Source organism: Nocardiopsis alba DSM 43377 (assembly GCF_000341225.1).
Taxonomy (GTDB): domain Bacteria; phylum Actinomycetota; class Actinomycetes; order Streptosporangiales; family Streptosporangiaceae; genus Nocardiopsis; species Nocardiopsis alba.
This window is the reverse complement of the sequence record NZ_ANAC01000031.1, coordinates 24,815-46,772: the sequence shown is the minus strand read 5'-3', so window position 1 is coordinate 46,772 and position 21,958 is coordinate 24,815. Positions and strand designations below refer to the sequence as shown.

General features: G+C 69.3%; 22 protein-coding genes. 12 read left to right on the top strand and 10 right to left on the bottom strand.

Annotation, left to right across the window (positions count from 1 at the left end):
* The first annotated feature begins 65 nt into the window (after window positions 1-65).
* The 6 genes from atpA to D451_RS0124660 all read left to right on the top strand — a co-directional run bounded on the left by atpA (window position 66) and on the right by D451_RS0124660 (window position 5,451).
* Window positions 66-1,706 carry a F0F1 ATP synthase subunit alpha gene (gene atpA / locus D451_RS0124685; RefSeq protein WP_014910078.1) on the top strand — a complete coding sequence of 547 codons (1,641 nt, stop codon included), beginning with the start codon at window positions 66-68 and terminating at the stop codon, window positions 1,704-1,706.
* 3 nt (window positions 1,707-1,709) lie between these two features.
* On the top strand, window positions 1,710-2,630 hold the full coding sequence (locus tag D451_RS0124680) for a F0F1 ATP synthase subunit gamma (RefSeq protein ID WP_026125344.1): 921 nt from the start codon (window positions 1,710-1,712) through the stop codon (window positions 2,628-2,630).
* Window positions 2,631-2,635: 5 nt separating this feature from the next.
* Window positions 2,636-4,081, top strand: a complete 1,446-nt coding sequence (atpD, locus tag D451_RS0124675; RefSeq protein WP_014911428.1) for a F0F1 ATP synthase subunit beta — start codon at window positions 2,636-2,638, stop codon at window positions 4,079-4,081.
* 128 nt (window positions 4,082-4,209) lie between these two features.
* Window positions 4,210-4,599 carry a F0F1 ATP synthase subunit epsilon gene (locus D451_RS0124670; protein WP_014912009.1) on the top strand — a complete coding sequence of 130 codons (390 nt, stop codon included), beginning with the start codon at window positions 4,210-4,212 and terminating at the stop codon, window positions 4,597-4,599.
* 20 nt (window positions 4,600-4,619) lie between these two features.
* Window positions 4,620-5,105: a DUF2550 domain-containing protein gene (locus D451_RS0124665; RefSeq protein WP_017536382.1), complete on the top strand. Its 486-nt coding sequence runs from the start codon at window positions 4,620-4,622 to the stop codon at window positions 5,103-5,105.
* 40 nt (window positions 5,106-5,145) lie between these two features.
* Window positions 5,146-5,451 carry an MTH1187 family thiamine-binding protein gene (locus D451_RS0124660; protein WP_020379975.1) on the top strand — a complete coding sequence of 102 codons (306 nt, stop codon included), beginning with the start codon at window positions 5,146-5,148 and terminating at the stop codon, window positions 5,449-5,451.
* A gap of 22 nt (window positions 5,452-5,473) precedes the next feature.
* Here the strand turns inward: D451_RS0124660 and D451_RS0124655 are convergent, their stop codons facing one another.
* From D451_RS0124655 to nucS, 8 genes are all read right to left on the bottom strand, one after another.
* On the bottom strand, window positions 5,474-6,070 hold the full coding sequence (locus D451_RS0124655) for a cob(I)yrinic acid a,c-diamide adenosyltransferase (protein WP_017536381.1): 597 nt from the start codon (window positions 6,068-6,070) through the stop codon (window positions 5,474-5,476).
* 328 nt (window positions 6,071-6,398) lie between these two features.
* A complete protein-coding gene (locus D451_RS0124650) occupies window positions 6,399-7,916 on the bottom strand; it encodes a M28 family peptidase (RefSeq protein ID WP_017536380.1) in 1,518 nt (505 codons plus the stop codon).
* Between the two features lie 237 nt (window positions 7,917-8,153).
* Window positions 8,154-8,825 (bottom strand): DUF1707 SHOCT-like domain-containing protein, encoded by a 672-nt coding sequence (locus tag D451_RS0124645; protein WP_014908248.1) that lies wholly within the window; start codon window positions 8,823-8,825, stop codon window positions 8,154-8,156.
* A 74-nt stretch (window positions 8,826-8,899) separates the two neighbouring features.
* Window positions 8,900-9,535 (bottom strand): response regulator, encoded by a 636-nt coding sequence (locus tag D451_RS0124640; protein WP_014908502.1) that lies wholly within the window; start codon window positions 9,533-9,535, stop codon window positions 8,900-8,902.
* Window positions 9,532-10,821 (bottom strand): sensor histidine kinase, encoded by a 1,290-nt coding sequence (locus D451_RS0124635; protein WP_017536379.1) that lies wholly within the window; start codon window positions 10,819-10,821, stop codon window positions 9,532-9,534. The genes D451_RS0124640 and D451_RS0124635 overlap by 4 nt, the downstream gene beginning before the upstream one ends.
* A complete protein-coding gene (locus D451_RS0124630) occupies window positions 10,797-11,666 on the bottom strand; it encodes an ABC transporter permease (protein ID WP_017536378.1) in 870 nt (289 codons plus the stop codon). Before D451_RS0124630 ends, D451_RS0124635 begins: the two co-directional genes overlap by 25 nt.
* On the bottom strand, window positions 11,663-12,529 hold the full coding sequence (locus tag D451_RS0124625) for an ABC transporter ATP-binding protein (protein WP_017536377.1): 867 nt from the start codon (window positions 12,527-12,529) through the stop codon (window positions 11,663-11,665). The genes D451_RS0124630 and D451_RS0124625 overlap by 4 nt, the downstream gene beginning before the upstream one ends.
* A gap of 130 nt (window positions 12,530-12,659) precedes the next feature.
* A complete protein-coding gene (gene nucS / locus D451_RS0124620; RefSeq protein WP_017536376.1) occupies window positions 12,660-13,337 on the bottom strand; it encodes an endonuclease NucS in 678 nt (225 codons plus the stop codon).
* Window positions 13,338-13,410: 73 nt separating this feature from the next.
* On the opposite strand from nucS, the gene D451_RS0124615 reads away from it, so the two are divergent.
* From D451_RS0124615 to D451_RS0124600, 4 genes are all read left to right on the top strand, one after another.
* Entirely contained in the window at window positions 13,411-14,625 is a 1,215-nt protein-coding gene (locus D451_RS0124615) for an MFS transporter (RefSeq protein ID WP_014911192.1), read from the top strand.
* 67 nt (window positions 14,626-14,692) lie between these two features.
* Window positions 14,693-15,913, top strand: coding sequence for a 3-hydroxyacyl-CoA dehydrogenase (locus tag D451_RS0124610; RefSeq protein ID WP_017536375.1), 1,221 nt, complete (start codon window positions 14,693-14,695; stop codon window positions 15,911-15,913).
* A 153-nt stretch (window positions 15,914-16,066) separates the two neighbouring features.
* A complete protein-coding gene (locus D451_RS0124605; RefSeq protein ID WP_193789633.1) occupies window positions 16,067-16,396 on the top strand; it encodes an ATP/GTP-binding protein in 330 nt (109 codons plus the stop codon).
* 23 nt (window positions 16,397-16,419) lie between these two features.
* Window positions 16,420-17,151 carry an alpha/beta hydrolase gene (locus tag D451_RS0124600; RefSeq protein WP_017536373.1) on the top strand — a complete coding sequence of 244 codons (732 nt, stop codon included), beginning with the start codon at window positions 16,420-16,422 and terminating at the stop codon, window positions 17,149-17,151.
* A gap of 126 nt (window positions 17,152-17,277) precedes the next feature.
* Here D451_RS0124600 and D451_RS0124595 read toward each other — a convergent pair whose 3' ends face one another.
* Window positions 17,278-18,573, bottom strand: a complete 1,296-nt coding sequence (locus D451_RS0124595) for a DivIVA domain-containing protein (RefSeq protein ID WP_014910537.1) — start codon at window positions 18,571-18,573, stop codon at window positions 17,278-17,280.
* Between the two features lie 411 nt (window positions 18,574-18,984).
* Window positions 18,985-19,443, bottom strand: a complete 459-nt coding sequence (gene mce, locus D451_RS0124590) for a methylmalonyl-CoA epimerase (protein WP_014911239.1) — start codon at window positions 19,441-19,443, stop codon at window positions 18,985-18,987.
* Window positions 19,444-19,529: 86 nt separating this feature from the next.
* On the opposite strand from mce, the gene D451_RS0124585 reads away from it, so the two are divergent.
* On the top strand, window positions 19,530-20,717 hold the full coding sequence (locus tag D451_RS0124585) for an acetyl-CoA C-acetyltransferase (protein ID WP_017536372.1): 1,188 nt from the start codon (window positions 19,530-19,532) through the stop codon (window positions 20,715-20,717).
* A gap of 179 nt (window positions 20,718-20,896) precedes the next feature.
* A complete protein-coding gene (gene meaB / locus D451_RS0124580; RefSeq protein WP_014909551.1) occupies window positions 20,897-21,856 on the top strand; it encodes a methylmalonyl Co-A mutase-associated GTPase MeaB in 960 nt (319 codons plus the stop codon).
* Window positions 21,857-21,958 lie beyond the last annotated feature (102 nt).

Below are 21,958 nucleotides of genomic sequence, written 5' to 3'. Positions count from 1 at the left end.
ATAAACGCAAGGCAAGCACGCACGGCGCCGGCCCGGCGCCATTTGAGAGCAAGGACAACGTAGAGATGGCGGAGCTGACGATCCGGCCGGACGAGATCCGGGACGCGCTACAGCGCTTCGTCCAGTCGTACGAGCCTGATGCCACCCGCGCGGAAGAGGTCGGAACCGTCACCTACTCCGGTGACGGCATCGCCCGCGTCGGTGGCCTTCCCTCGGCGATGGCGAACGAGCTGCTGAAGTTCGAGGACGGCACCCTGGGACTGGCCCAGAACCTTGAGGTCGGCGAGATCGGTGCCGTGGTGCTGGGCGACTTCGACGGCATCGAGGAGGGGCAGAAGGTGCGTCGCACCGGCCAGCTCCTCTCCGTGCCGGTGGGTGACGACTTCCTCGGCCGTGTGGTGGACCCCCTGGGTGCCCCCATCGACGGCAAGGGCGAGATCGCCTCGACCGGCCGCCGCGAGCTGGAGCTCCAGGCGGCGACCGTGATGGAGCGCCAGCCGGTCCACGAGCCCCTTCAGACCGGTATCAAGGCGATCGACACCATGACGCCGATCGGCCGCGGTCAGCGACAGCTGATCATCGGTGACCGGCAGACCGGTAAGACCGCGCTCGGTATCGACTCGATCATCAACCAGAAGGCCAACTGGGAGAGCGGCGACCCCGACAAGCAGGTGCGCTGCATCTACGTCGCGATCGGCCAGAAGGGCTCGACCATCGCCGGTGTGCGTGGCGCCCTCGAAGAGGCCGGCGCGATGGAGTACACCACCATCGTGGCCGCCCCGGCGTCCGACCCGGCGGGCTTCAAGTACCTGGCCCCCTACACCGGTTCGGCCCTGGGCCAGCACTGGATGTACGAGGGCAAGCACGTCCTCATCGTCTTCGACGACCTGACCAAGCAGGCCGAGGCCTACCGCGCGGTCTCCCTCCTTCTGCGCCGCCCGCCGGGCCGTGAGGCCTACCCGGGTGACGTCTTCTACCTCCACTCCCGGCTCCTGGAGCGCTGCGCGAAGCTCTCCGACGAGCTGGGCAAGGGCTCGATGACCGCTCTGCCGATCATCGAGACCAAGGCGGGCGACGTCTCGGCGTACATCCCCACCAACGTCATCTCCATCACCGACGGTCAGGTCTTCCTGAACTCGGACCTGTTCAACCAGGGCCAGCGTCCGGCGATCGACGTCGGTGTCTCCGTCTCCCGTGTGGGTGGCGCGGCGCAGACCAAGGCCACCAAGAAGGTGTCCGGAACCCTGCGTCTGGGCCTGGCCCAGTACCGCGAGCTGGAGGCCTTCTCCGCCTTCGGTTCGGACCTGGACGCCGTCTCCAAGCAGCAGCTGGAGCGCGGTGCCCGGATGATGGAGCTGCTCAAGCAGGGGCAGTACTCGCCGTTCGCCATGGAGAAGACCGTCGTCTCGATCTGGGCCGGTACCACCGGCAAGGTCGACGAGGTCCCGGTCGAGGACGTGCGTCGCTTCGAGGAGGACTTCCTGGCCTACCTCGAGCGCGAGCACAAGGGTGTTCTCGACACCATCCGTGAGACCGGCAAGTTCGAGAGCGAGACCCAGCAGACCCTCGAGACCGCCATCGAGAAGTTCAAGCAGAGCTTCCAGACCTCCGCCGGTACCCTCCTGGGCACCGAGGCCGAGGCCGAGGCACTCTCCGAGGAGAAGGTCGGCCAGGAGACCATCAAGGTCGCCAAGGGCGGGAAGTAACCCATGGGTGCACAGCTTCGCGTCTATCGCCGGAGGATCCGCTCGACGAAGTCGACAGCGAAGATCACCCGCGCGATGGAGCTCATCGCCGCCACGCGTATCACCAAGGCGCAGCGTGCGGCCGAGGCTGCCGGACCCTACGCGCGGGAGATCACGCGGGCCGTCTCGGCCCTGGCCAGCCGGGTGAGCGATCACCCTCTGCTGACCGAGGCCGAGAACCCCACCCGCGCGGCCGTCCTGGTCATCACCAGTGACAAGGGCCTGGCGGGCGCCTTCTCGACCAACGTCCTGAAGGAGGCCGAGTCCCTCACCCGGCTCCTCAAGGAGCAGGGCAAGGAGGTCGTCACCTACATGGTGGGTCGTAAGGGGGTGAACTTCTACAGGTTCCGCGACCGTGAGGTCGAGGCCACGTGGGAGAACATCACCGAGCGTCCGACCTACGCGCACGCTCAGGAGATCGGTTCCGCGCTGATGGAGCGGTTCTCCAAGGACACCGCCGAGGGCGGTGTCGACGAGATCCACGTGATCTCCACCGAGTTCGTCTCGATGCTGACCCAGCGCGCCTCGGCCGTTCGTGCCCTGCCGCTGGAGGTGGAAGAGGTGGACGCCGCGGAGCTGGAAGAGGCTCACGGCGGCCAGGCTCTGCCGTTGTACGAGTTCGAGCCCTCCGCGGAGGACGTCCTGGACCGGCTGCTCCCGCAGTACGTCACCAACAGGATCTACTTCGCCCTCCTCGAGTCCGCCGCCTCCCAGCAGGCGTCCCGTCGCGCGGCGATGAAGGCCGCGACCGACAACGCCGAGGAACTCGCCAAGAAGCTGACGCGTCTGGCCAACCAGGCACGTCAGGCCGAGATCACCAACGAGATCAGTGAGATTGTCGGCGGTGCCGACGCGCTCGCTGCTTCCAGCGCGGGAAGTGAGTAACAGAAGTGACTGCGACAGTTGAAGGGACGACCGGCGCCGGCACCGCCACCGGTCGGATCGCCCGGGTCACCGGGCCGGTCGTCGACGTGGAGTTCCCCGTCGGCTCCATGCCTGCCATCTACAACGCCCTGCACACCGACGTGAAGGTCGGCGGCAAGGAGAAGGTCATCACCCTGGAGGTCGCCCAGCACCTGGGTGACAACCTGGTGCGCGCCATCTCCCTCGCCCCGCAGGACGGCCTGGTCCGTGGCGCCGAGGTGCGCGACACCGGCTCCCCGATCAGCGTCCCCGTCGGCGACGTCGTCAAGGGCCACGTGTTCAACACCCTGGGCCAGCCCCTGGACGTGGACGCGGCCGAGCTCGGCGCGACCGAGTACTGGCCGATCCACCGCAAGGCCCCGTCCTTCGACCAGCTCGAGTCCAAGACCGAGATGATGGTCACGGGCATCAAGGTCATCGACCTGCTCACGCCGTACGTGCGTGGTGGCAAGATCGGCCTGTTCGGTGGCGCGGGTGTGGGCAAGACGGTGCTCATTCAGGAGATGATCACCCGTATCGCCCGTAACTTCGGTGGTGTGTCCGTGTTCGCCGGTGTCGGTGAGCGCACCCGTGAGGGTACGGACCTCTTCCTGGAGATGGACGAGATGGAGGTCCTCCAGGACACCGCTCTCGTCTTCGGCCAGATGGACGAGCCCCCGGGCACCCGTCTGCGCGTGGCGCTGTCCGCTCTGACGATGGCGGAGTACTTCCGCGACGTTCAGAACCAGGACGTGCTCCTGTTCATCGACAACATCTTCCGTTTCACCCAGGCGGGTTCCGAGGTCTCCACGCTGCTGGGCCGTATGCCCTCCGCCGTGGGTTACCAGCCCAACCTGGCCGACGAGATGGGTCTCCTCCAGGAGCGGATCACCTCGACGCGTGGTCACTCGATCACCTCGATGCAGGCGATCTACGTCCCCGCGGACGACTACACCGACCCGGCTCCGGCGACCACCTTCGCCCACCTGGACGCGACGACCGAGCTCTCCCGCCCGATCTCGCAGAAGGGCATCTACCCGGCGGTCGACCCGCTGGCCTCCACCTCCCGGATCCTCGACCCGCAGTACGTGGGCGAGGAGCACTACCAGGTGGCTCAGCGCGTCAAGGAGATCCTGCAGCGCAACAACGACCTGCAGGACCAGATCGCGATCCTCGGTATGGACGAGCTGTCCGAAGAGGACAAGATCATCGTCAACCGGGCCCGCCGGATCGAGCGTTTCCTCTCGCAGAACATGTTCGTCGCCGAGAAGTTCACCGGCAACCCGGGCGTGTTCGTGCCGCTGGAGGAGACCATCGCGTCCTTCAAGGCGCTCTGCGAGGGTGAGTACGACCACCTGCCCGAGCAGGCCTTCCTCGACGTCGGCAACATCGATATGGCCGTCGAGAAGGCCAAGAAGCTGCAGGAAGGCTAGGACTGCGCGTCAGTGTCCCCCCATCGTGAGGTGGAGGGCGACGGGCGGGGCTAGTTCCCAGACGGGGCCGGGTATCGGTTCGTACTCGGCCCCGTCGAACCCACCCGCTAGCCGAGGAGTTTGTGGCAGTGTCGAAGAAGCTTTTCGTCGAGATCGTCTCTCCCGAACGTGAGATTTGGGCGGGCGAGGGCGACATGGTCATCGCGAAGACCGTCGAGGGTGAGATCGGTGTCATGCCCGGGCACGTCCCGGTGCTGTCGCTGCTCGCCGAGGACGCGGTCGTCCGCGTGCTGGGGGCCCGTGAGACCGGAGAGGTCAGGGCCGCCGCCCACGGCGGGTTCGTCTCGGTTTCGGGTGAGGGTCGGATCTCCATCCTCGCCGAGACCGCCGAGCTCGCCGAGGACATCGATGTGAACCGTGCGCGTCAGGCTCTGACGAGCGCGACCGAGGCGGGCGACAGCGCCGCCATCGGGCGCGCCCGCAGCCGTCTGCGCGCCGCAGGCGAGGAAGTCGCCTAACGAACGGGAAGGCGGAACGAGTGGTGGAACTCCTGCCGGGAGCACCGTGGTCGGGATCCCTGTGGTGGGTGATCCTCGCGCTCGTCGCCGCCCTCTCACTGGCGCTCGTCGTCGGTGTGCTGCGACGTCTGGTCCTGGTGCGCAGCGGCGGCGCCATCGAGTGTTACCTGCGGACTCGCGGGGCCAAAGGCCGCCGAGGGGCCTGGCGTGTCGGCTTCGGCCGATACGGCACGGACGACCTCGGCTGGTTCCCCGTCCTCTCGCTCAGACCGCGGCCGACAGTACGACTGTCGCGCCGCGGTCTCGTCGTTGTCGGACGTCGTGAGCCCGGCCCCGGCGACGCGCCCCTCACCCCCGATCTGACCATCCTGGAGATCGGCTGGTACGCCGAGGACGGAAGCGACCCAGAGGAGCCGGTCTACGAGGTCGCCATGGGCGAACGCCAGCTCACCGGCTTCCTGTCCTGGACCGAGTCCATGCCTCCGGGCACTCAGTGGGAGGCCTGAGAAGGTTCACAGTCGTGGACTCATGTGTTTCGATGGCCCCATGAGTACCATCGTCGCTTTCTCAGTGTCCCCACTCGGTACCGGTGAGTCCGTGGCCCCCGCGGTCGCGCGCGCGGTCAAGGTCGTGAGGGACAGCGGGCTGCCCAACGAGACCACTTCCATGTTCACCTCGGTCGAGGGGGAGTGGGACGAGGTCATGGACGTGGTCAAGCGCGCCGTGGAGGCCGCCGGTGAGGGGGCCGGGCGTGTGAGTCTGACCCTCAAGGCCGACATCCGTGAGGGCGTCACCGACGGCCTGCGCGGCAAGGTCGAGGCGGTCGAACGCGAACTCGGAGACCAGGCCTGATCCGCTCCCGGCGGCCGACGTCCTAGCGTTCGCCGCCGGGCCTCCAGAGCACCTCGTCGCCCTCGCGCGCGATGTACCGGCCGAGGATGAACAGCAGGTCGGAGAGCCGATTGAGGTATTGCGCGGTGAGCGGGTTGACGCTGTCACCGTGTTCCTCGATGGCCGCCCAGACGGAGCGTTCGGCCCGACGGACCACGATACGGGCCGTGTGCATCAACGCCACGGTGGGGGAGCCGCCGGGCAGGATGAAGCTGCGCAGCGTCGGCAGGTCCGCGTTGTAGGTGTCGCAGGCCTCCTCCAACCGGGTGACGTACTCCGGAAGCACGCGCAGGGGCGGGAACTCGGGGTCCGCGACGATGGGGGTGGACAGGTCCGCCCCCAGGTCGAAGAGTTCGTTCTGCACGCGGCCCAGGAGGGCGCGGACGTCCTCGGGGAGTTCTCCCATGGCCAGGGCGACGCCGATGGCCGCGTTGGCCTCCTCCGCGTCGGCGTAGCCGATGAGTCTGGTGTCGTTCTTGGAGGTCCTGCTCATGTCGCCGAGCGCCGTCGTGCCGGCGTCACCGGTGCGGGTGTAGATCTTCGACAGCACGACCGGCTTGTCCGTGTCCCGTTTGGTCATGGGGATCAGCCTATGCCCCGGGGGCCGTCCGTTCTCGGAGTGGTGCGTTCCGTCACGGAGGATCACCGTTCGATATCGGATGGTGTTGGTGATGTGTATCACTGATACAGTGAGAGACAAGGGAGCTACGGACAGTAGTTCTCCATGGTGTTCGCGCCGCGACACCCCCGGGCGGAACAGAGGGGGCCGCCCGGGTGGACGGGCGCGGGGGGAGACACCGTACAGGGCGGGTGGCGTGGAACCGGGGGGTTCACGCCACCCGCCCCTCAGTGTGCCGGTGGGCCGGTCGTCCGTCTCGAACGAGAGGACGTGCCGGACGCCGCTCCTCCTACCTCACCCAGGCATCGCCCAGACGGGGCAGATCCACGACGGGCTGCGAGAGCGGGGTGACGCCGTTGACCGGCAGGGTGTTCTCGGCGAGGAACTCGATGCCGTGGGCACCCGCCGCGGACAGCTCGGCGACGGAGTCCATGTTGATGTTCTCCAGGGTGTCCTCGGCCGTGTGGTAGTACGGGTCGAACAGCTCGCCCTCGGTACCGCCGTACCATTCGACCTGCTCGGCGGTCTTGGTGCCGTCGGCCCCGCTGAACAGACCGCCGGAGGGGATACCGGCCTGCATGAAGGCCAGGTAGTCACTGCGTCCGCTCAGTACGCCCGGCTCGCTGACCTGGCCCTGGGAGGCGAAGTAGTCCTCGAAGATCTTGGCGATGGCGCCGGAGCCGGAGGGCGCTCCGCCGGAACCGGGCAGTTCCATCCTGCCGTCGAGGACGAAACGGCCGTAGTTGTGCGAGCCGATCATGTCGAAGTTCAGGTAGAGCGCGATGTCGTCGAGTCGATCCTCGTCGAGGCTCGCGACGTACTCGTTGGAGCCGACCAGGCCGGACTCCTCGGTGCCCCAGAAGGCGAAGCGGACCTTGTTGTTCGGGTCCTCCTGCTGGGCCAGCTGGACGGCGCTCTCCAGGACGAAGGCCGAGCCGCTGCCGTTGTCGTTGATCCCGGGGCCCTCTTCGACACTGTCGAGGTGGGCGCCTACGACAACCACGTTGTCGTCGCTGCCACCGGGGGTGTCGGCGAGGATGCTGTAGGAACGCTCGGTGGTCAGGCTGGTGTCCACCTCGATGTCCAGACGCAGCTCGTCGGCCTGGTCGGCCAGTTCCTCACCGAGGGCGGGGGTGAGCCCGAGGGCGGGGATCTCGGAGCCGGGCTCGACGGTGCCCATGAGCAGCTCGTCCTCGTTGTTGTAGATGAGGGCGGCCGAGGCTCCGGCGTCGGCGGCGTTCTGCACCTTCTCACCGAAGGCGCAGCTTCCGCGCTTCATCAGCGCGATCCGGCCTTCGGGGAAGTCGGCGAACTGCTCGGGGGCGCAACCGCTGTCGTCGGTGTCGGTGGAGACGAGGACGATCTCGCCGTCGCGGACGGAGCCGGAGGCGGAGTAGGACATGGTCTCGAAGTGCTCCCCCTCCCGGTACGGGTTCTCGTCGGGGGCCACACGGGACAGGACGGTGGGGCTCTCGGCCCGCCAGGCCTCGTACTCGTACTCGTGACGGTAGGGCTCGTAGCCGGCCCGCTCCAGACGGTTCTCGACGTACTGGGCGGCGACGTCGTAGCCGGGGGTGCCGCTGGCCCGGTTGCCCCCGTTGTAGGAGGCGATGGTGTCGAGGTTCAGCAGATGGGCCTCGATCGCCTCGGCCGTCACCCGCTCGGAGAGCGGGATCTCGTCGGCGTGGGCCGGGCCGCCGGCGAGGGTGCCGGCGGCCAGTACCAGGGCGGTGAGTCCCGCCGTGGTGGTACGTCGACGTCTGGGGGACGAGCCGGTGAGGGAAGGTCCGGGGTGGCTCGGACGCACGATGCTTCCTCCGCTGAGAAGGGTCCATCTCGCCATGGCGGGGGAATGGACGCAGGGGTGGACGAGGTACCGGAGAAGCCTCGCATTCACCGCGGAGGGCGGCAAGGGAGTCCGAGGGACATTGCCACAATCAGCCACAGGTCTTACGTGGTGATGCACACTGTGATTGGATATTAGGTCCGGAATGGACGGATCGTCTTGATCTTCGAGTCCGATTCCGAGTGCCGGTCGTGAGGACTACTTCTCACCCTGGTAGCGGCGAGGCCGATACTTGATCCCCACCCCGCCCATCAACGCGAGACCGCGGATGTGCACGATCGGAGCCTCCGGATCCACGACGCTGGGCGGAGCTCCCTCCTCGATCCCGAAGCCGCCCATGATCGGCAGCCCGTGCACGCGGATCTGGATGTCGTCGGGCACGATGATCCCGACCCCGCCCATGGTCGCGCAGATCCAGATGGTGGTCTCACGATGGGTGAACCGGGCCTCGCGCAGGTCGATGTCGACGCCGCCCATCACCGCGGAGGTGTAGAAGTTCTTCGGAAGAACCCAGTCCCCGGAACGGTCGGCGCCGCCCACGAAGGCCACGGCCAACGAACTGGTGGAGGAGCCGTTCACGACCCGTCCCGCCCCGTACACGGGGCGCGGCGAACGGAAGTCGGCGGGGACGGGGGCGGAACCGGAGGCGGAGGTGGTGTCCGGCAGATCCTTGGTGAGCGGCACCAGCTCACCGAGGGTCTTGGCCCGGTAGACCGCGTCGAGGCGCTCTCCGTGCTCGTCGGGGTCCAGGCGGCCTTCGGCCAGTCCCTCGCGCAGACGGTGCGCGACGGCGTCGCGGTCGGCGTCGGAGGCCCGGATCAGGTGGTTCGGGTCATCGCTGGGGGTGATCTCGCTCATCGGCTTCATCATATGACGATTCTTCCGTGGAAAACGGCCTGGAGAACCCCGGGAAATCCCTGAGAGTGCCCTGATTTCGGGGTTTCCTAACGCTCCGGAAGCAGTCCGCGTCGGAGAGCCCGGGTCACGGCCGAGGTGCGGTCTCCCACACCCAGTTTCTCGTAGATGCGCATCAGATGCGTCTTCACCGTGGTGGCGCTGATGTGCAGGGTGCGCCCGATCACCGCGTTGGTGTGCCCGTCGGCGGCCAGGCGCAGCACCTCCACCTCCCGAGGGGAGAGCGAGGGGCCCTCCGGTTCGGAACGTCGACGCACCCCGGTCAGCAGCTTCCCCGCCAGGTGTCCGCTGAGCACGGTCTCGCCGCGCGCCGCCGACCGGACCGCCTCCGCCAACTCCCCCCGAGGGGTGTCCTTGAGCAGGTAGCCCGTGGCGCCGGCCTCGACCGCGCGCAGGATGTCGGTGTCGGTGTCGTAGGTGGTGAGGACGAGCACATGGACACCGGGGTGCGCGGCGCGGATCCGTTCGGTGGCCTCGACGCCGTCGCCGCCGGGCATCCTCAGGTCCATCAGGATCACGTCCGGGGCCAGCTCGGCGGCGCGGACCACGGCCTCGGGTCCGGAACCGGCGTCTCCGACGATGTCCAGGTCCGGCTCGGTGCTGAGCATGCCTCGGATGCCCTCGCGGACCACGGGGTGGTCGTCCACCAACAGGACTCTGATCATGATGTCGAGGTCTCCTCGCTCGGAATGGTCAGACGGACGGTGGTGCCCTGCCCGGGAACGCTTTCGAGGTCGAGCGTCCCACCGACCGACTCGGCCCGGTGCCGCATGTTCGCGAGCCCGTTGCCGTGGCCGGGGAGGGCGGTGTCGAAGCCGCGTCCGTTGTCGGAGACGCTCAGGGAGACACCGACGTCGGTGTAGGCCAGACAGACCCCGGTCCGGTCCGCGTCCGCGTGCTTGCGGACGTTGGCCAGGGCCTCCTGCGCCGTGCGCAGCAGACACACCTGGAGGTCGTTGGGGAGCTCCTCGGGGGTCCCCGTCACGGTGGGGGTCACCTCGATGCCCAGCTCCCTGCCCAGCCGCCCGCAGATCCGGGTCAGGGCCGAGCCCAGGTCGCCGCCCTCCACCCCGACCGCCTGACGGGCGGCCACCATCGCCCGCGCCTCCGCCAGGTTCTCCGCCGCGGTCTCGCGCATGAGCACCAGGTGACGGCGGGCGGTGTCGGGGTCGGTGTCCATCTCCGACTCGACCGCCTGGGCCAGGGTGATGATGCTGGTGAACCCTTGGGCGAGGGTGTCGTGCATCTCCCGGGCCAGACGTTCCCGTTCGGCCATCGCCCCCGCCTGTTCTGAGAGGCGGGTGGCCTCCTCTCGGCTGTGCTGGAGCTGTTCGATGAGGGAATAGCGCTCATAGCTCTGCTCCACGATCCGCTCGAACCAGCTCCCGAACCAGAACGCGAAGGCCAGCAACGTGCCGTTGATCAGGAGGGAGATCCCGACGTCCCCCCATTCCTGTCGGCCGAGCAGACCGGACCACAGGGTCGGGACGATCAGGATCATCCCCACGGTGGGCACGGCGAGCATGCTCCCCAGGGTCATGAAGGCCAACGGGGAGAGCGCGATGAGGAGGAAGGTCAGGGCCGGGTTCAGGATCACCGCCGGCAGGGTCGGCAGGAGCAGCAGGAGCGCCACAGGAAAGGGACCGACCCAGGAGGGCTCGGCCCCGCCGGTCTGGAAGTACCGCCGGACCAGGGCGTAGTGGAGGGCGATGACGGCGAGCATGAGCCCCGCGGTCGCCCACCGCCACCGTTCCGGACCGGTCAGCAGAGCCAGCACCGTCATGGCGAGCATCGTCCCGGTGAAGTACAGGTCCCACCAGAGGCCCACGTCCCAGGCGTGCCGTTCCGGAGGGGCCGAGAGCGGGTCGTGTTCCCCCTCCCGGTCTGGCACGGTGCCGTGTTCCGGGGCCTGTGCGGTCATGGTGGTCAGCCGTCCTTCCGGGTCTTCCAACGGAACGTCGCCAGGGTCACGACCAAGCCCACCACACACCAGGCGCCCAGCGCGATGGCGACCATGTGGAGGTCCCAGGCCCCGTTGCGTTCCATCTCGGCCATGGCGTCGGGGAAGAAACCGGCGCGCATGCCCTGGGCCATCCACAGCAGCGGGAAGAGGGAGGCGCCGGTCAGCACCCAGTCCGGCAGGGCCATGACAGGGACGAAGATGCCCGAGGTGAACTGAAGGACGAGGAAGGGCACGACGACCACGGCGGAGGCGGCCTGGGCCGAGCGGGCCAGCGAGCTGACGGCGATCCCCAGAAGGGCGCAGCCGACGGTGCCGAGAGCGAACACCCAGACGATGGTCGCCCACGAGGAGGCGTCGGTGGGCAGGGAGGCGTCGAAGAACAGCGCCGCGACGCCCAGCAGCAGGATCAGCTGCCCCGACGCGAGGAACATGATGAGGACGGTCTTGCCGATGAAGTAGGAGCTCGGCGGCATCGGGGTACCGCGCACACGACGCAGCGCCCCGTGGTCGCGTTCGGCGGCGATCGCGGTGCCCAGCGTCTGGAAGCTCACCGACATCAGCCCCATGGCGATGATCCCGGGCAGGTAGTAGTCGACGGCGGGCATCCCCATGTCGAACATGCCGTCGAAGATCGCCGCGAACATGATCAGGATGAGTGTCGGCAGGGAGAAGGTGAAGACCACGCTCTCCCACTCGCGGCCGAAGGATCGGATCTCCATCCATCCCCGGGACAGGCCGATGCGAAGCGCTCCCACGGGACGGCCGCGCGGAATGTCGGCCACCGTCCCCTCGGTGCGGGGGACGGCGGTGGTCTCGGTCGTGGGGGTGCTCATACCGCGGTCTCCTCGGGCACGTGGGCGTCCTCGATCATCCCGAGGTAGATCTCCTCGAGGGTGGGGCGGTGCACGCTCAGCTCCGGGATCTCCCCGGGGAAGCGCGCGCTCAGCTCGGCGACGGTCCGGGTGGGCTCCTCGGTCCGGACCTCCCGACGCGCACCCTCCTCCGACCAGGCCACCGTGGCCTGCGCGGAGGCGCGCCCGCCCAGGGAGGCGGGGGTGTCCAGGGCCCTGATCCGGCCGGCGGCGATCACGCACACCCGGTCGGCGAGGAACTCGGCCTCCTCCAGATAATGGGTGGTGAGGACGATGGTGGTGCCCTCTCGGGCCAGCCCCTGGATCAGCTCCCAGAACTCGCGTCGGGCCCGGGGGTCGAAACCGGTGGTGGGCTCGTCGAGGAAGAGCAGTTCGGGACGGCCGATGATGCCGAGGGCCACGTCCAGGCGGCGGCGCTGACCTCCGGAGAGGGAGTCCGGCATGGCCTTGGCCTTCTCGGCCAGTCCGACCATCTCCACGACCTCGTCCGGGTCGTGGGCGAGCGGGTAGTAGCCCGCGAAGTGTCGCACCACGTCGCGCACCGGCAGCTTGGGGACCATGGTCTCCTTCTGCCACACGATCCCGATCCGGGCGCGCCAGTCCGCGCCGGCCGTGCCGGGGTCCCGGCCCAGGACCCGGGCGGAGCCTCCGGTCCGGGTACGGAAGCCCTCCAGGATCTCGACCGTGGTGGTCTTGCCCGCTCCGTTGGGACCGAGGAAGGAGAAGACCTCTCCTCGGGGGACGCTCAGATCGATGCCGGCGACCGCGTCGTTGTCGCCGTAGCGTTTGGTGAGGCCTTCGACCTCGATGACTGTTCCGCTCATGCCCCCAGGATTCCGGGCCCGGGGCACGGTGGGTATCCGTCGGGGAGACCGACCGTTGTCCTCCGATCGGAGGACGCCCGGGGGCGTGCGGACACGTCGGGGTCGCACACCCCCGCCGAAGGGGTCGGGGTCAGAACAGTCGGAGCGTGTCGGGCTCGATGCCGCGCAGTTCGTCGTAGTCCAGGACGACGCACGCGATACCGCGGTCCTCGGCCAGGACCCGGGCCTGCGGCTTGATCTCCTGGGCGGCGAACACGCCCGTCACGGGGGCCAGGGAGGGGTCCCGGTTGAGGAGTTCGAGGTAACGGGTGAGCTGTTCGACCCCGTCGATCTCACCGCGACGCTTGAGCTCGACGGCGACGGTCCTGTTCTCGCCGTCACGGCACAGGATGTCGACCGGGCCGATCGCCGTGGGGTATTCGCGCCGAATGAGCGTGTAGCCCTCGCCGAGCGTGGTGATGTGCTCGGCCAACAGCTCCTGGAGGTGGGCCTCGACCCCGTCCTTCTGGAGGCCGGGGTCCTTGCCGAGCTCGTGCGAGGAGTCGTGCATGATCTCCTCCATCGTCAGCACGAGCTTCTCACCGGACTTGCTGTGGGTGACCGTCCAGACGTCGGGTCCGTCCTGGACGATCTCCTCGCGCAGCTTGCACGGGGGGTTCATCCAGTTCAGGGGTTTGAAGGCCCGGTCGTCGGCGTGGATGGACACGCTTCCGTCGGCCTTGATGAGGATCAGACGGGGGGCCATGGGCAGGTGGGCGGTGAGCCGGCCGGCATAGTCGACGCTGCACCGCGCGATGACGAGACGCACGGGAGGTCACGTTACCTCCTCCGGTGGGATCCCGGCGACGGTTCCCCGGACAGAGACGATCTAGGCTGACCGGATGCTCGTGCGGAATCGTTGGGTGGTCCTGTCCATCGGCATGGTCGCGCAGGTGGCCGGGGTCTCGGCGATCTTCGGGATCCCGGTCGTCCTGCCGAGCCTGCGCGAGGACTTCGGGGTGAGCACGGCCCAGGCGGGGATCCTCGCCGGACTTCCGTCGTTCGGGCTGCTGCTCACCCTCCTCCTCTGGGGCGTGGTGATCGATCGGGTGGGCGAACGCACCACCATGGTGATCAGCCTGGTGTCGACGACGGTCACGCTCGCACTGTTGTGGGTCGCGCCCGGCCTGTGGGGGGTGGCGGCGATTCTGACGCTCCTGGGCGCGGTCGGCGGCCCGGTCAACGCGGCCAGCGGTCGTCTGGTCCTCACCTGGTTCTCGGTGGAGGAACGCGGGCTGGCGATGGGGATCCGCCAGTCGGGGCTTCCCCTGGGGGTGGGACTGGCGGCGCTGGTCCTGCCCCGGGCGGCCGAGGCGTGGGGGTTCGTGGGGGCGATGTCGCTTCCCGGGATCCTCGCGCTCCTCGCCGTCCCGCTCGTGGCCGCGGTGCCCGCGTCACCGCCGCGACCGCCCGCGACCATGACGGACCGAGGACCGACGCGAGAGGGGCCCGAGGCGTCTTCGGAGACGGAGACCGGTTCTCCCTACCGTCGGTGGCCGATCTGGCGTGTGCACGGTGTGAGCATGCTCCTGGGCGTCCCTCAGATCACCCTCATGACCTACGCCGCGCTCTACCTGGTGCAGGAACAGGGCTGGAGTCCTCCCGCCGCCGGTGTGATGGTCGCGGTCGCACAGGTGCCCGGTGCGGTGGGCCGTCTGGTCCTGGGCGCGGTCTCCGACCGCGACGGGGAGAGGATGCGTCCCGTCCGTCTCCTCGCGATCGTCGCCACCGTCGCCCTGCTCCTGCTGACGCTTCTGCCCGCATCGTTGCCCTGGAGCGCCCTGGTGCTGCTCCCGCTCTGCCTGGTCCTGACGATGTGGCACAACGGGCTCACCTTCACCTCGGTGGCGGAGATCGCGGGCACCTCTTGGGCCGGGCGGGCCCTGGCGGTCCAGAACTGGCTCCAGGCGGTCAGTACCACCCTCACCCCTCTGCTCATGGCGGTGGTGATCACGTTCGCCGGTCTTCCCTGGGTGTTCGCGGTGAGCGCGTTGTTCGCGGCCGCCGCGGTCGCCGTCGTCCCCGTCGGGCGCCGGAACGGAAGGGGGAACGTGTGATCCGACGGCGGTGGAGTCCCGGTCCCCGTGCGCGACGTGGGGGGACCGGGCGTCTAAGGTGGGGCTCATGGTGCAGGAATTTGACAAGGTCGGCGTCGTTGGACTGGGCACGATGGGTGCGGGCATCGCTGAGGTGTTCGCCCGAGCGGGCTTCAACGTCGTCGGGGTCGAGATCGACCAGGCCGCCCTCGACCGCGGCCGGGGCCACGTGGACAAGTCCCTCACACGGGCGGTCGACAAGGGCAAGATCACCGAGGACGAGCGCGCCGCTATCGACGCCCGCCTCACGTTCAGCACGTCCCGGGAGGACCTCTCGGACGTGGACTTCGTCGTCGAGGCCGTCCCCGAACGCATGGACATCAAGCGTGACGTGTTCGGCGACCTCGACCGGATCTGCGCTCCCGGCACGATCCTGGCGACCAACACCTCGTCGCTGTCGGTCACCGAGATCGCCGCGCTGACCGACCGTCCCGAGAAGGTCGTCGGTCTGCACTTCTTCAACCCGGCCCCGGTCATGAAGCTGGCCGAGGTCGTCACCACCGTCTCCACCAGCGCCGAGACCGTCGATGTCGTCACCGAGGTGGCCAAGCGCGTCGGTAAGACGCCCATCACCATCGCCGACCGCGGCGGGTTCGTGGCCAACGCCCTCCTGGTGCCCTACATCAACGACGCGATCCGCCTCTACGAGCGCCGGATCGCCACCCGCGAGGAGATCGACGAGGCGGTCAAGAAGGCCGCCGGTCTCCCGATGGGCCCGCTCACCCTGGCCGACCTGGTCGGGCTCGACGTGTGCCTGGCCGTCATGGACGTGCTCTGGAACGAGTTCCACGACCCGCGTTACTCGGCCTCCCCGCTGCTGCGCCGGATGGTCGCCGCCGGCCGCCTGGGGCGCAAGACCGGTGGCGGTTTCTACACCTCCGCCGACGACGCCCCCGAGCCGCTCCCCACCGGCCGTCTCGCGGAGATGGTGCGCGAGGAGGAGTCCCTCGACCTCGGCGAGATGCTCATCGCCCCGCAGATCGACGACGCCCTGCGCATGATCGGCGACGGGTACGCCTCCGCCAAGGACGTCGACACCGCCATGCGGTTCGGTTGCGGCTACCCGAAGGGCCCCTCCGAGTTGCTGGAGGAGCGCGGCGCCGAATCCGTGATCACCACACTGGTCGCCATGTCGGAGTACGGCCTCACCACGATCGCCGTGCCCGCCCCGCTGCTCATGGACATGCTGCCCGACGTCGACGAGTCCGACTCGCACGGCGGCGGAGGCTGCGCCTGCCAGGGACACTAGGTCCTCGGACCGGACCCGGGCGCCGGTGGGACGCGATCCCGCCGGCGCCCGATCGATGTCCGGAGGACCACACTGGCCGGGGCCGCCGAGGTCACGCTCCCGGCGGCCGGGGCGCGGCGGTGGGCACTGGTGCTCCTCTCCTACCCTTGAAGGGTGAGTCCGCGCCGTAACAGTTCACGCCGTAAGTCCGCCCGAGGCCGCAAAGACGCCTCCGGTCCCGCCGACGAGGACGCCCTCATGCTGCGCATAACCGGGGGCCAGCGTCGAGAGACCGGGCCCGACGGCGAGTACGTCATACGCAGCATCCCCGGCGCGGCCGCCACCAAGACCTATCGTTGCCCGGGCTGTGCCCAGGAGATCCCCACCGGGATGGCGCACGTGGTCGCCTGGCGCCCCTACGGCGACGGCGAGGACCGACGGCACTGGCACTCCTCCTGCTGGGAACGGCGCTCGCGACGTTCGCCCCGGGCACCCCGTCACTGATCCCCGCACTGAAGAGAAGAGCCATGGAGATCCGAGCCACCACGGTGCTGCCCGCCGAGCGCCGCCCCATCACACTGCACACCGCCGACGGGCTGGAGCTGGTCGGTGAGCTGGCGATGCCCGAGGGCGGGCGCCCCGACGCCACCCTCGTGTGCCTGCACCCGCTGCCCACGGCCGAGGGCATGATGGACAGCCACGTTCTGCGCAAGGCCTCGTTCCGTCTGCCGGCCCTGGCCAACGTCGCGGTACTGCGCTTCAACACCCGAGGCACGACCTCACGTCACGGCACCAGCCAGGGCGAGTTCGGCGAGGGCGAGACCGAGCGGTTCGACGTCCACGCCGCCATCGAGTTCACCGAGTTCGAGGAACTTCCGAACCCGTGGCTGCTGGGCTGGTCCTTCGGAACCGAACTGGCGCTCAAGTGGGGTTGCGACCCCCAGGTGATGGGCGCCCTCCTGCTGTCTCCGCCGCTGCACCGTGCCGGAGAGGCCGACATGAAGGTCTGGGCGGACTCGGGCAAGCCGGTGGTGGCGCTGGTGCCCGAACACGACGACTACCTCAAGCCCGACGAGGCCCGGTGGCGTTTCGCGCCCCTCACCCAGGCGGAGATCATCGCGGTCGACGGGGCCAAGCACCTGTGGGTGGGGGAGCCGTACGTGCGTCGGGTCCTCGACGAGATCGTCCGTCGGGTCAACCCGAAGGCCTACCCGCTGCCCACCGAGTGGGACGGCCCTTGGGAGAAGGACGTCGTCTGACCCTTCCCGGAGCCCGGGCACCCTCGACGAGGGTCTCCCCGACCCGGTACGCCGAAGGGCCCGGCACCCCACGCGGGGTGCCGGGCCCTTCGATGTGTCGGAGGGACACCGCCGGGGCGGCCGTGCCTACTCCTGCCACCAGTCCTCGTCGTCGGAGCCCTTGCCCGAGTGCGCGGGCTGCTTCGGCTCCTCGGCGGCCGGGGCCGGAGCGGCGGGGGCCGCCGGAGCGGACTCCTGCTGGATGGCCGCGGGGGCGGCCGGGGCGGCCGCGGCCGGAGCGGCACCGCCACCGAGCAGCTGACGGAGCTGCTGAAGGTGCGACTGGATGCTGTCGCGCTGGCGGTTGAGCTCGTCGACCTCCTTGTTGGCGGCGGTCATGATCCGGTTGGCCTCGGACTTGGCGTCGTTGAGCTGGTGCTCGGCCTTGGACTTGGCGTCGGCCTCGATCTGGGCGGCGTTCTTCTTGGCGTTGCCCAGGAGCTGCTTGGCGTGGTTCTCGGCCTCGCGGCGGGTCTGCTCGGCCTGCTGGCTGGCCTTGGTGGCGCGGTCCTCGGCGCTGCGGGCCCGCTCCTCGGCCTCGTTGACCATCTGCTGGGTGGCGGCCTGAGCGGCGGCCAGACGCTCGGCGTCCTGACGCTCGACCTCGGCACGGCGGTCGGCCAGCTGGAGCTCGAACTGGTCCTCGGCCTCGGTGCGGCGGGCCTCGGACTCGGCGTAGGCGCGCTCGGCGTTCTTGCGCAGCTCCTCGGCCTGGCTCTTGGCGGCCTGGATGGTCTCGTCGCGCTCGCGCTTGGCGGCGGCACGGGCCTGGGCGCACTCGCGCTCGGTGGTGGTGCGCAGCTTGGCGATCTCGCCCTCGAAGGTCGCGCGCTTCTCGGCGATCTCGTGGTCGACGGCGGAGCGCTTCTTCTGCACCTCGCGCTCGGTGGTGGAGGCCAGCTCGTCGGCCTCACGGCGGGCGGTGGTGGTGATCTCCTCCGCCTCGGACTCGGCGGACTGACGCTGCTCGTCGGCCTCGCGCTGGGCGAGGGTGCGCACCTCGGTGGCCTCGGACTCGGCGGCGGCGCGCATCTCGGCGGCCTCGATCTTGGCGGCCGAGCGGATGTCGTTGGCGTCGATCTGGGCGCTCTGGACCAGCTCGTTGGCCTGCTCCTCGGCCAGACGCAGCAGCTCCTCGATCCGCGAGCCCAGGCCGGAGTAGGAGGGGCGCTCGCGCTCCTGGAGCTGACGGTCCTTGGCCGCGAGCTCGGAGTTGAGCTTCTCGACCTTCTTGTTGGCCTGCTTGACCTCGTTGCGGAGGCCGGCCGCGTAGTCGTCTACCTGGGTGCGGTCATAGCCACGCAGCACCACGTCGAATTCTTGAGGGGTGTTGTCTTCGTCGAAGATGTTGTTGAGCTGGGTGTCAATGTTGTTTGACGACATGTGGCGGAATCCTGAACGGGTGCGAGACGGCTACTTGCGAACTGCCGGAGGCGGCGGGAGGGCGGCTGCACGCCCCTGGTGGACGGGCGGGTGAGTCCGGGACGTGAGAGCCGGGATACGGGCGGTCGATACGACGGTAGGACCCTGATCGCCTCCAATGGGTCGCCCCCGTGTGATGACATCGGTGGGCGCGACCGACCCGGTTCACGACCGGACCGCGGGACACGGATCGACGCCGGAGGAAAGACATCCGGCGGCTAGCCGACTTTATCAAGCACAGGCCCCTGGGGGAGGGGGTTTCGGGTAACTTCCGGTGGGGTCGAAGGTCAACCACGCCTATAGTGTGCAAGATGTGATCCGTCCGGAATGATCTCGTGACGTGGAGAGACCGTTCGACGGCTCAGCGTGTCCTCAATGTGCGCTCTGTACCAATTCGGTGAGGACACCCCCACAGTCCTTCGGGTGGAGGAAGACGATCCGGGAACCGGCGGTCCCCGTACGGGGCTCGGAGTCCAGTACCCGGACCCCGCGCTCACCGATCCCGGCGGCGCTCGCGGCGACGTCGCCCGTGCCGAAGGCCAGGTGGTGCACGCCCTCGCCGTTCCGGGCCAGGAACTTCGCCACCGGAGAGTCCTCCCGGGTCGGTTCCAGGAGTTGCAGATACGTGGCGCCGCCGTCGTCGGTGCCGTTGATCCGGAGCATCGCCTCCCGCACGCCCTGCTCCTCGTTCACCTCTTCGTGCTCCACCTCGAAGCCGTACGTGCTCCGATAGAACTCGATCGAGGCGTCGAGGTCCCGGCAGGCGATGCCGACGTGGTCCAGTCGTGTCAGGCCGGAGAACGGGCCGGTGGGGCTGGGTGCGTTGCTCACGGGGCGAACCTCCCGAACGTCGATGAGGGCTGTGTGGGTATCGTTGCAGACCAGGTGCGTCACCCATCACTTGGAGGCCAGTTAAGATGCCCGGTTCCGTCATCGTCGGTGGGGCACGGACCCCCACCGGCCGACTCCTCGGCTCCCTCGCCGGGTTCTCCGCCGCAGACCTGGGCGGTTTCGCGATCAAGGCCGCCCTGGAGCGCGCCGGTATCAGTGGTGATCAGGTCGGCTACGTCGTCATGGGGCAGGTGCTCCAGGCCGGCGCGGGCCAGATCCCCTCACGCCAGGCCGCGGTCAAGGCCGGCATCCCCATGGACGTCCCGTCGGTGACCATCAACAAGGTGTGCCTGTCCGGTCTGGACGCCATCGCCCTGGCCGACCAGCTCATCGCCGCCGGTGAGTTCGACATCGTGGTCGCGGGCGGCATGGAGTCCATGACCAACGCCCCGCACCTGCTCCCCAAGTCCCGCAAGGGCTACAAGTACGGCTCCATCGAGGTCATCGACGCGACCGCGCACGACGGCCTCACCGACGCCTTCGAAGGCGACTCCATGGGCGCCTCCACCGAGCGGCACAACGGGAAGCTCGGCATCCTGCGTCCCGAACAGGACGCCTTCGCCGCCCGTTCCCACCAGCGCGCCGCCGCCGCGGCGGAGAAGGGCCTCTTCGACGAGGAGATCGTCCCCGTCGAGATCCCCCAACGCAAGGGCGACCCGATCGTGTTCTCGCGCGACGAGGGTGTCCGCCCGGACACCACGGAGGAGAGCCTGGGCCGGCTCCGCCCCGCCTTCGACCGTGAGGGCACCATCACGGCGGGCTCCTCCTCGCAGATCTCCGACGGTGCCGCCGCGGTGGTCGTGATGAGCCGGGCCAAGGCCGAGGAGCTGGGCGTGCCCGTCCTCGCCGAGATCGGCGCGCACGGGAACGTCGCCGGCCCGGACAACTCGCTGCACTCCCAGCCCTCCAACGCCATCAAGCACGCCCTGACCAAGGCGGGCCGCTCGGTGGAGGACCTGGACCTCATCGAGATCAACGAGGCGTTCGCCGCGGTCGGCATCCAGTCCACCAAGGACCTGGGCGTCTCCGAGGAGATCGTCAACGTCAACGGCGGCGCCATCGCGATCGGTCACCCGATCGGCGCCTCGGGGGCTCGCATCGCCCTGCACCTGATCCACGAACTGCGCCGTCGTGGCGGCGGCCTCGGTGCCGCGGCCCTGTGCGGCGGCGGTGGCCAGGGCGACGCCCTGCTGTTCTCGGTGCCCGCCGAGTAGCCGCCGAACACCCGAGTACGACCCCGGCCGCCCGGGCAGAGGCGGCCGGGACCGAGCAGCACCCACCAACCGAGAAGAACACCGTGCCTCCGGGAGACCCCCGGAGGGGCACGACGCACCTGAACCCACGGGGCGGGGGCCATGAGCCCCCGCCCCGAGCGGTCGAGTCGAGGAGTCACATGAACGCCCCCGAGTTGGTCGAACGGGTCCACGGCGGTGACCGCAGGGCGCTGGCCCGCGCGATCACCCTGGTGGAGAACGGCGCCGAGGAGTTGCGTCCCATCATGGCGGGGCTGGCGCCCCACACCGGTCGGGCCCGGGTGGTGGGCTTCACCGGTTCCCCGGGGGTGGGCAAGTCCACCACCACCAACGCCGTGGTGCGTGCGGTGCGCGCCCAGGGCAGGACGGTCGCCGTGCTCGCGGTGGACCCCTCCTCGCCCTTCACCGGCGGCGCCCTGCTGGGCGACCGGGTCCGTATGCAGGAGCACGCCACCGACCCGGGCGTCTACATCCGTTCCATGGCCAACCGCGGTCACCTGGGCGGGCTGTCGTGGGCGACCCCGCACGCGCTCCGGGTCCTGGACGCGGCCGGGTTCGACGTCATCCTGGTGGAGACCGTGGGCGTGGGCCAGGCGGAGGTCGACATCGCGGGCCAGGCGGACACCACGGTGGTCCTGTGCGCGCCGGGTATGGGCGACTCGGTCCAGGCGGCCAAGGCCGGTGTCCTGGAGGTGGCGGACGTGTTCGCGATCAACAAGGCCGACCGGGACGGGGCCAGGGTGACCCTGCGCGAACTCCGCCAGATGATCGCGATGAAGGACCGTACCGACGAGGAGTGGAAGCCGCCGATCGTCATGACGGTGGCCGCCGAGGACAAGGGCGTCGACGAGCTGTGGGAGCGGATCGACGGACACTTCGCCCACCTGGAGTCCTCCGGGGAGCTCGCCGCGCGCCGGAGCGCCCGAGCCCGTGACGAGGTCCAGGCGATCGTGCTGGACCTGCTGCGCTCCCGTCTGGGCGGGGTGGAGACCGACGGCGGTCTGGACTCCCTGGCCCGCGAGGTGGCCTCCGGAGAGCGCGACCCCTACGGCGCGGCCGACCTGTTGCTCAAGGAGCTGGGCGCGACCTCCGGCCTCTGAGGGGGCCGGGACACAAGGCGGACGGGGCGGACCGTCGCACGTCGGTCCACCCCGCCCCGGCGGCGGTGCTCCCCGGATCAGAGCACCGACGCCGTTCTCTCC

What these genes read in the sequence shown, in the direction of transcription:
- atpA (WP_014910078.1), top strand. Translation starts at nt 66, where the DNA reads ATGGCGGAGCTGACGATCCGGCCGGACGAGATCCGGGACGCGCTACAG.
- D451_RS0124680 (WP_026125344.1), top strand. Translation starts at nt 1,710, where the DNA reads ATGGGTGCACAGCTTCGCGTCTATCGCCGGAGGATCCGCTCGACGAAG.
- D451_RS0124660 (WP_020379975.1), top strand. Translation starts at nt 5,146, where the DNA reads ATGAGTACCATCGTCGCTTTCTCAGTGTCCCCACTCGGTACCGGTGAG.
- D451_RS0124655 (WP_017536381.1), bottom strand. Translation starts at nt 6,070, where the DNA reads ATGACCAAACGGGACACGGACAAGCCGGTCGTGCTGTCGAAGATCTAC.
- D451_RS0124645 (WP_014908248.1), bottom strand. Translation starts at nt 8,825, where the DNA reads ATGATGAAGCCGATGAGCGAGATCACCCCCAGCGATGACCCGAACCAC.
- D451_RS0124640 (WP_014908502.1), bottom strand. Translation starts at nt 9,535, where the DNA reads ATGATCAGAGTCCTGTTGGTGGACGACCACCCCGTGGTCCGCGAGGGC.
- D451_RS0124630 (WP_017536378.1), bottom strand. Translation starts at nt 11,666, where the DNA reads ATGAGCACCCCCACGACCGAGACCACCGCCGTCCCCCGCACCGAGGGG.
- D451_RS0124625 (WP_017536377.1), bottom strand. Translation starts at nt 12,529, where the DNA reads ATGAGCGGAACAGTCATCGAGGTCGAAGGCCTCACCAAACGCTACGGC.
- D451_RS0124615 (WP_014911192.1), top strand. Translation starts at nt 13,411, where the DNA reads ATGCTCGTGCGGAATCGTTGGGTGGTCCTGTCCATCGGCATGGTCGCG.
- D451_RS0124610 (WP_017536375.1), top strand. Translation starts at nt 14,693, where the DNA reads ATGGTGCAGGAATTTGACAAGGTCGGCGTCGTTGGACTGGGCACGATG.
- D451_RS0124600 (WP_017536373.1), top strand. Translation starts at nt 16,420, where the DNA reads ATGGAGATCCGAGCCACCACGGTGCTGCCCGCCGAGCGCCGCCCCATC.
- D451_RS0124595 (WP_014910537.1), bottom strand. Translation starts at nt 18,573, where the DNA reads ATGTCGTCAAACAACATTGACACCCAGCTCAACAACATCTTCGACGAA.
- D451_RS0124585 (WP_017536372.1), top strand. Translation starts at nt 19,530, where the DNA reads ATGCCCGGTTCCGTCATCGTCGGTGGGGCACGGACCCCCACCGGCCGA.
- meaB (WP_014909551.1), top strand. Translation starts at nt 20,897, where the DNA reads ATGAACGCCCCCGAGTTGGTCGAACGGGTCCACGGCGGTGACCGCAGG.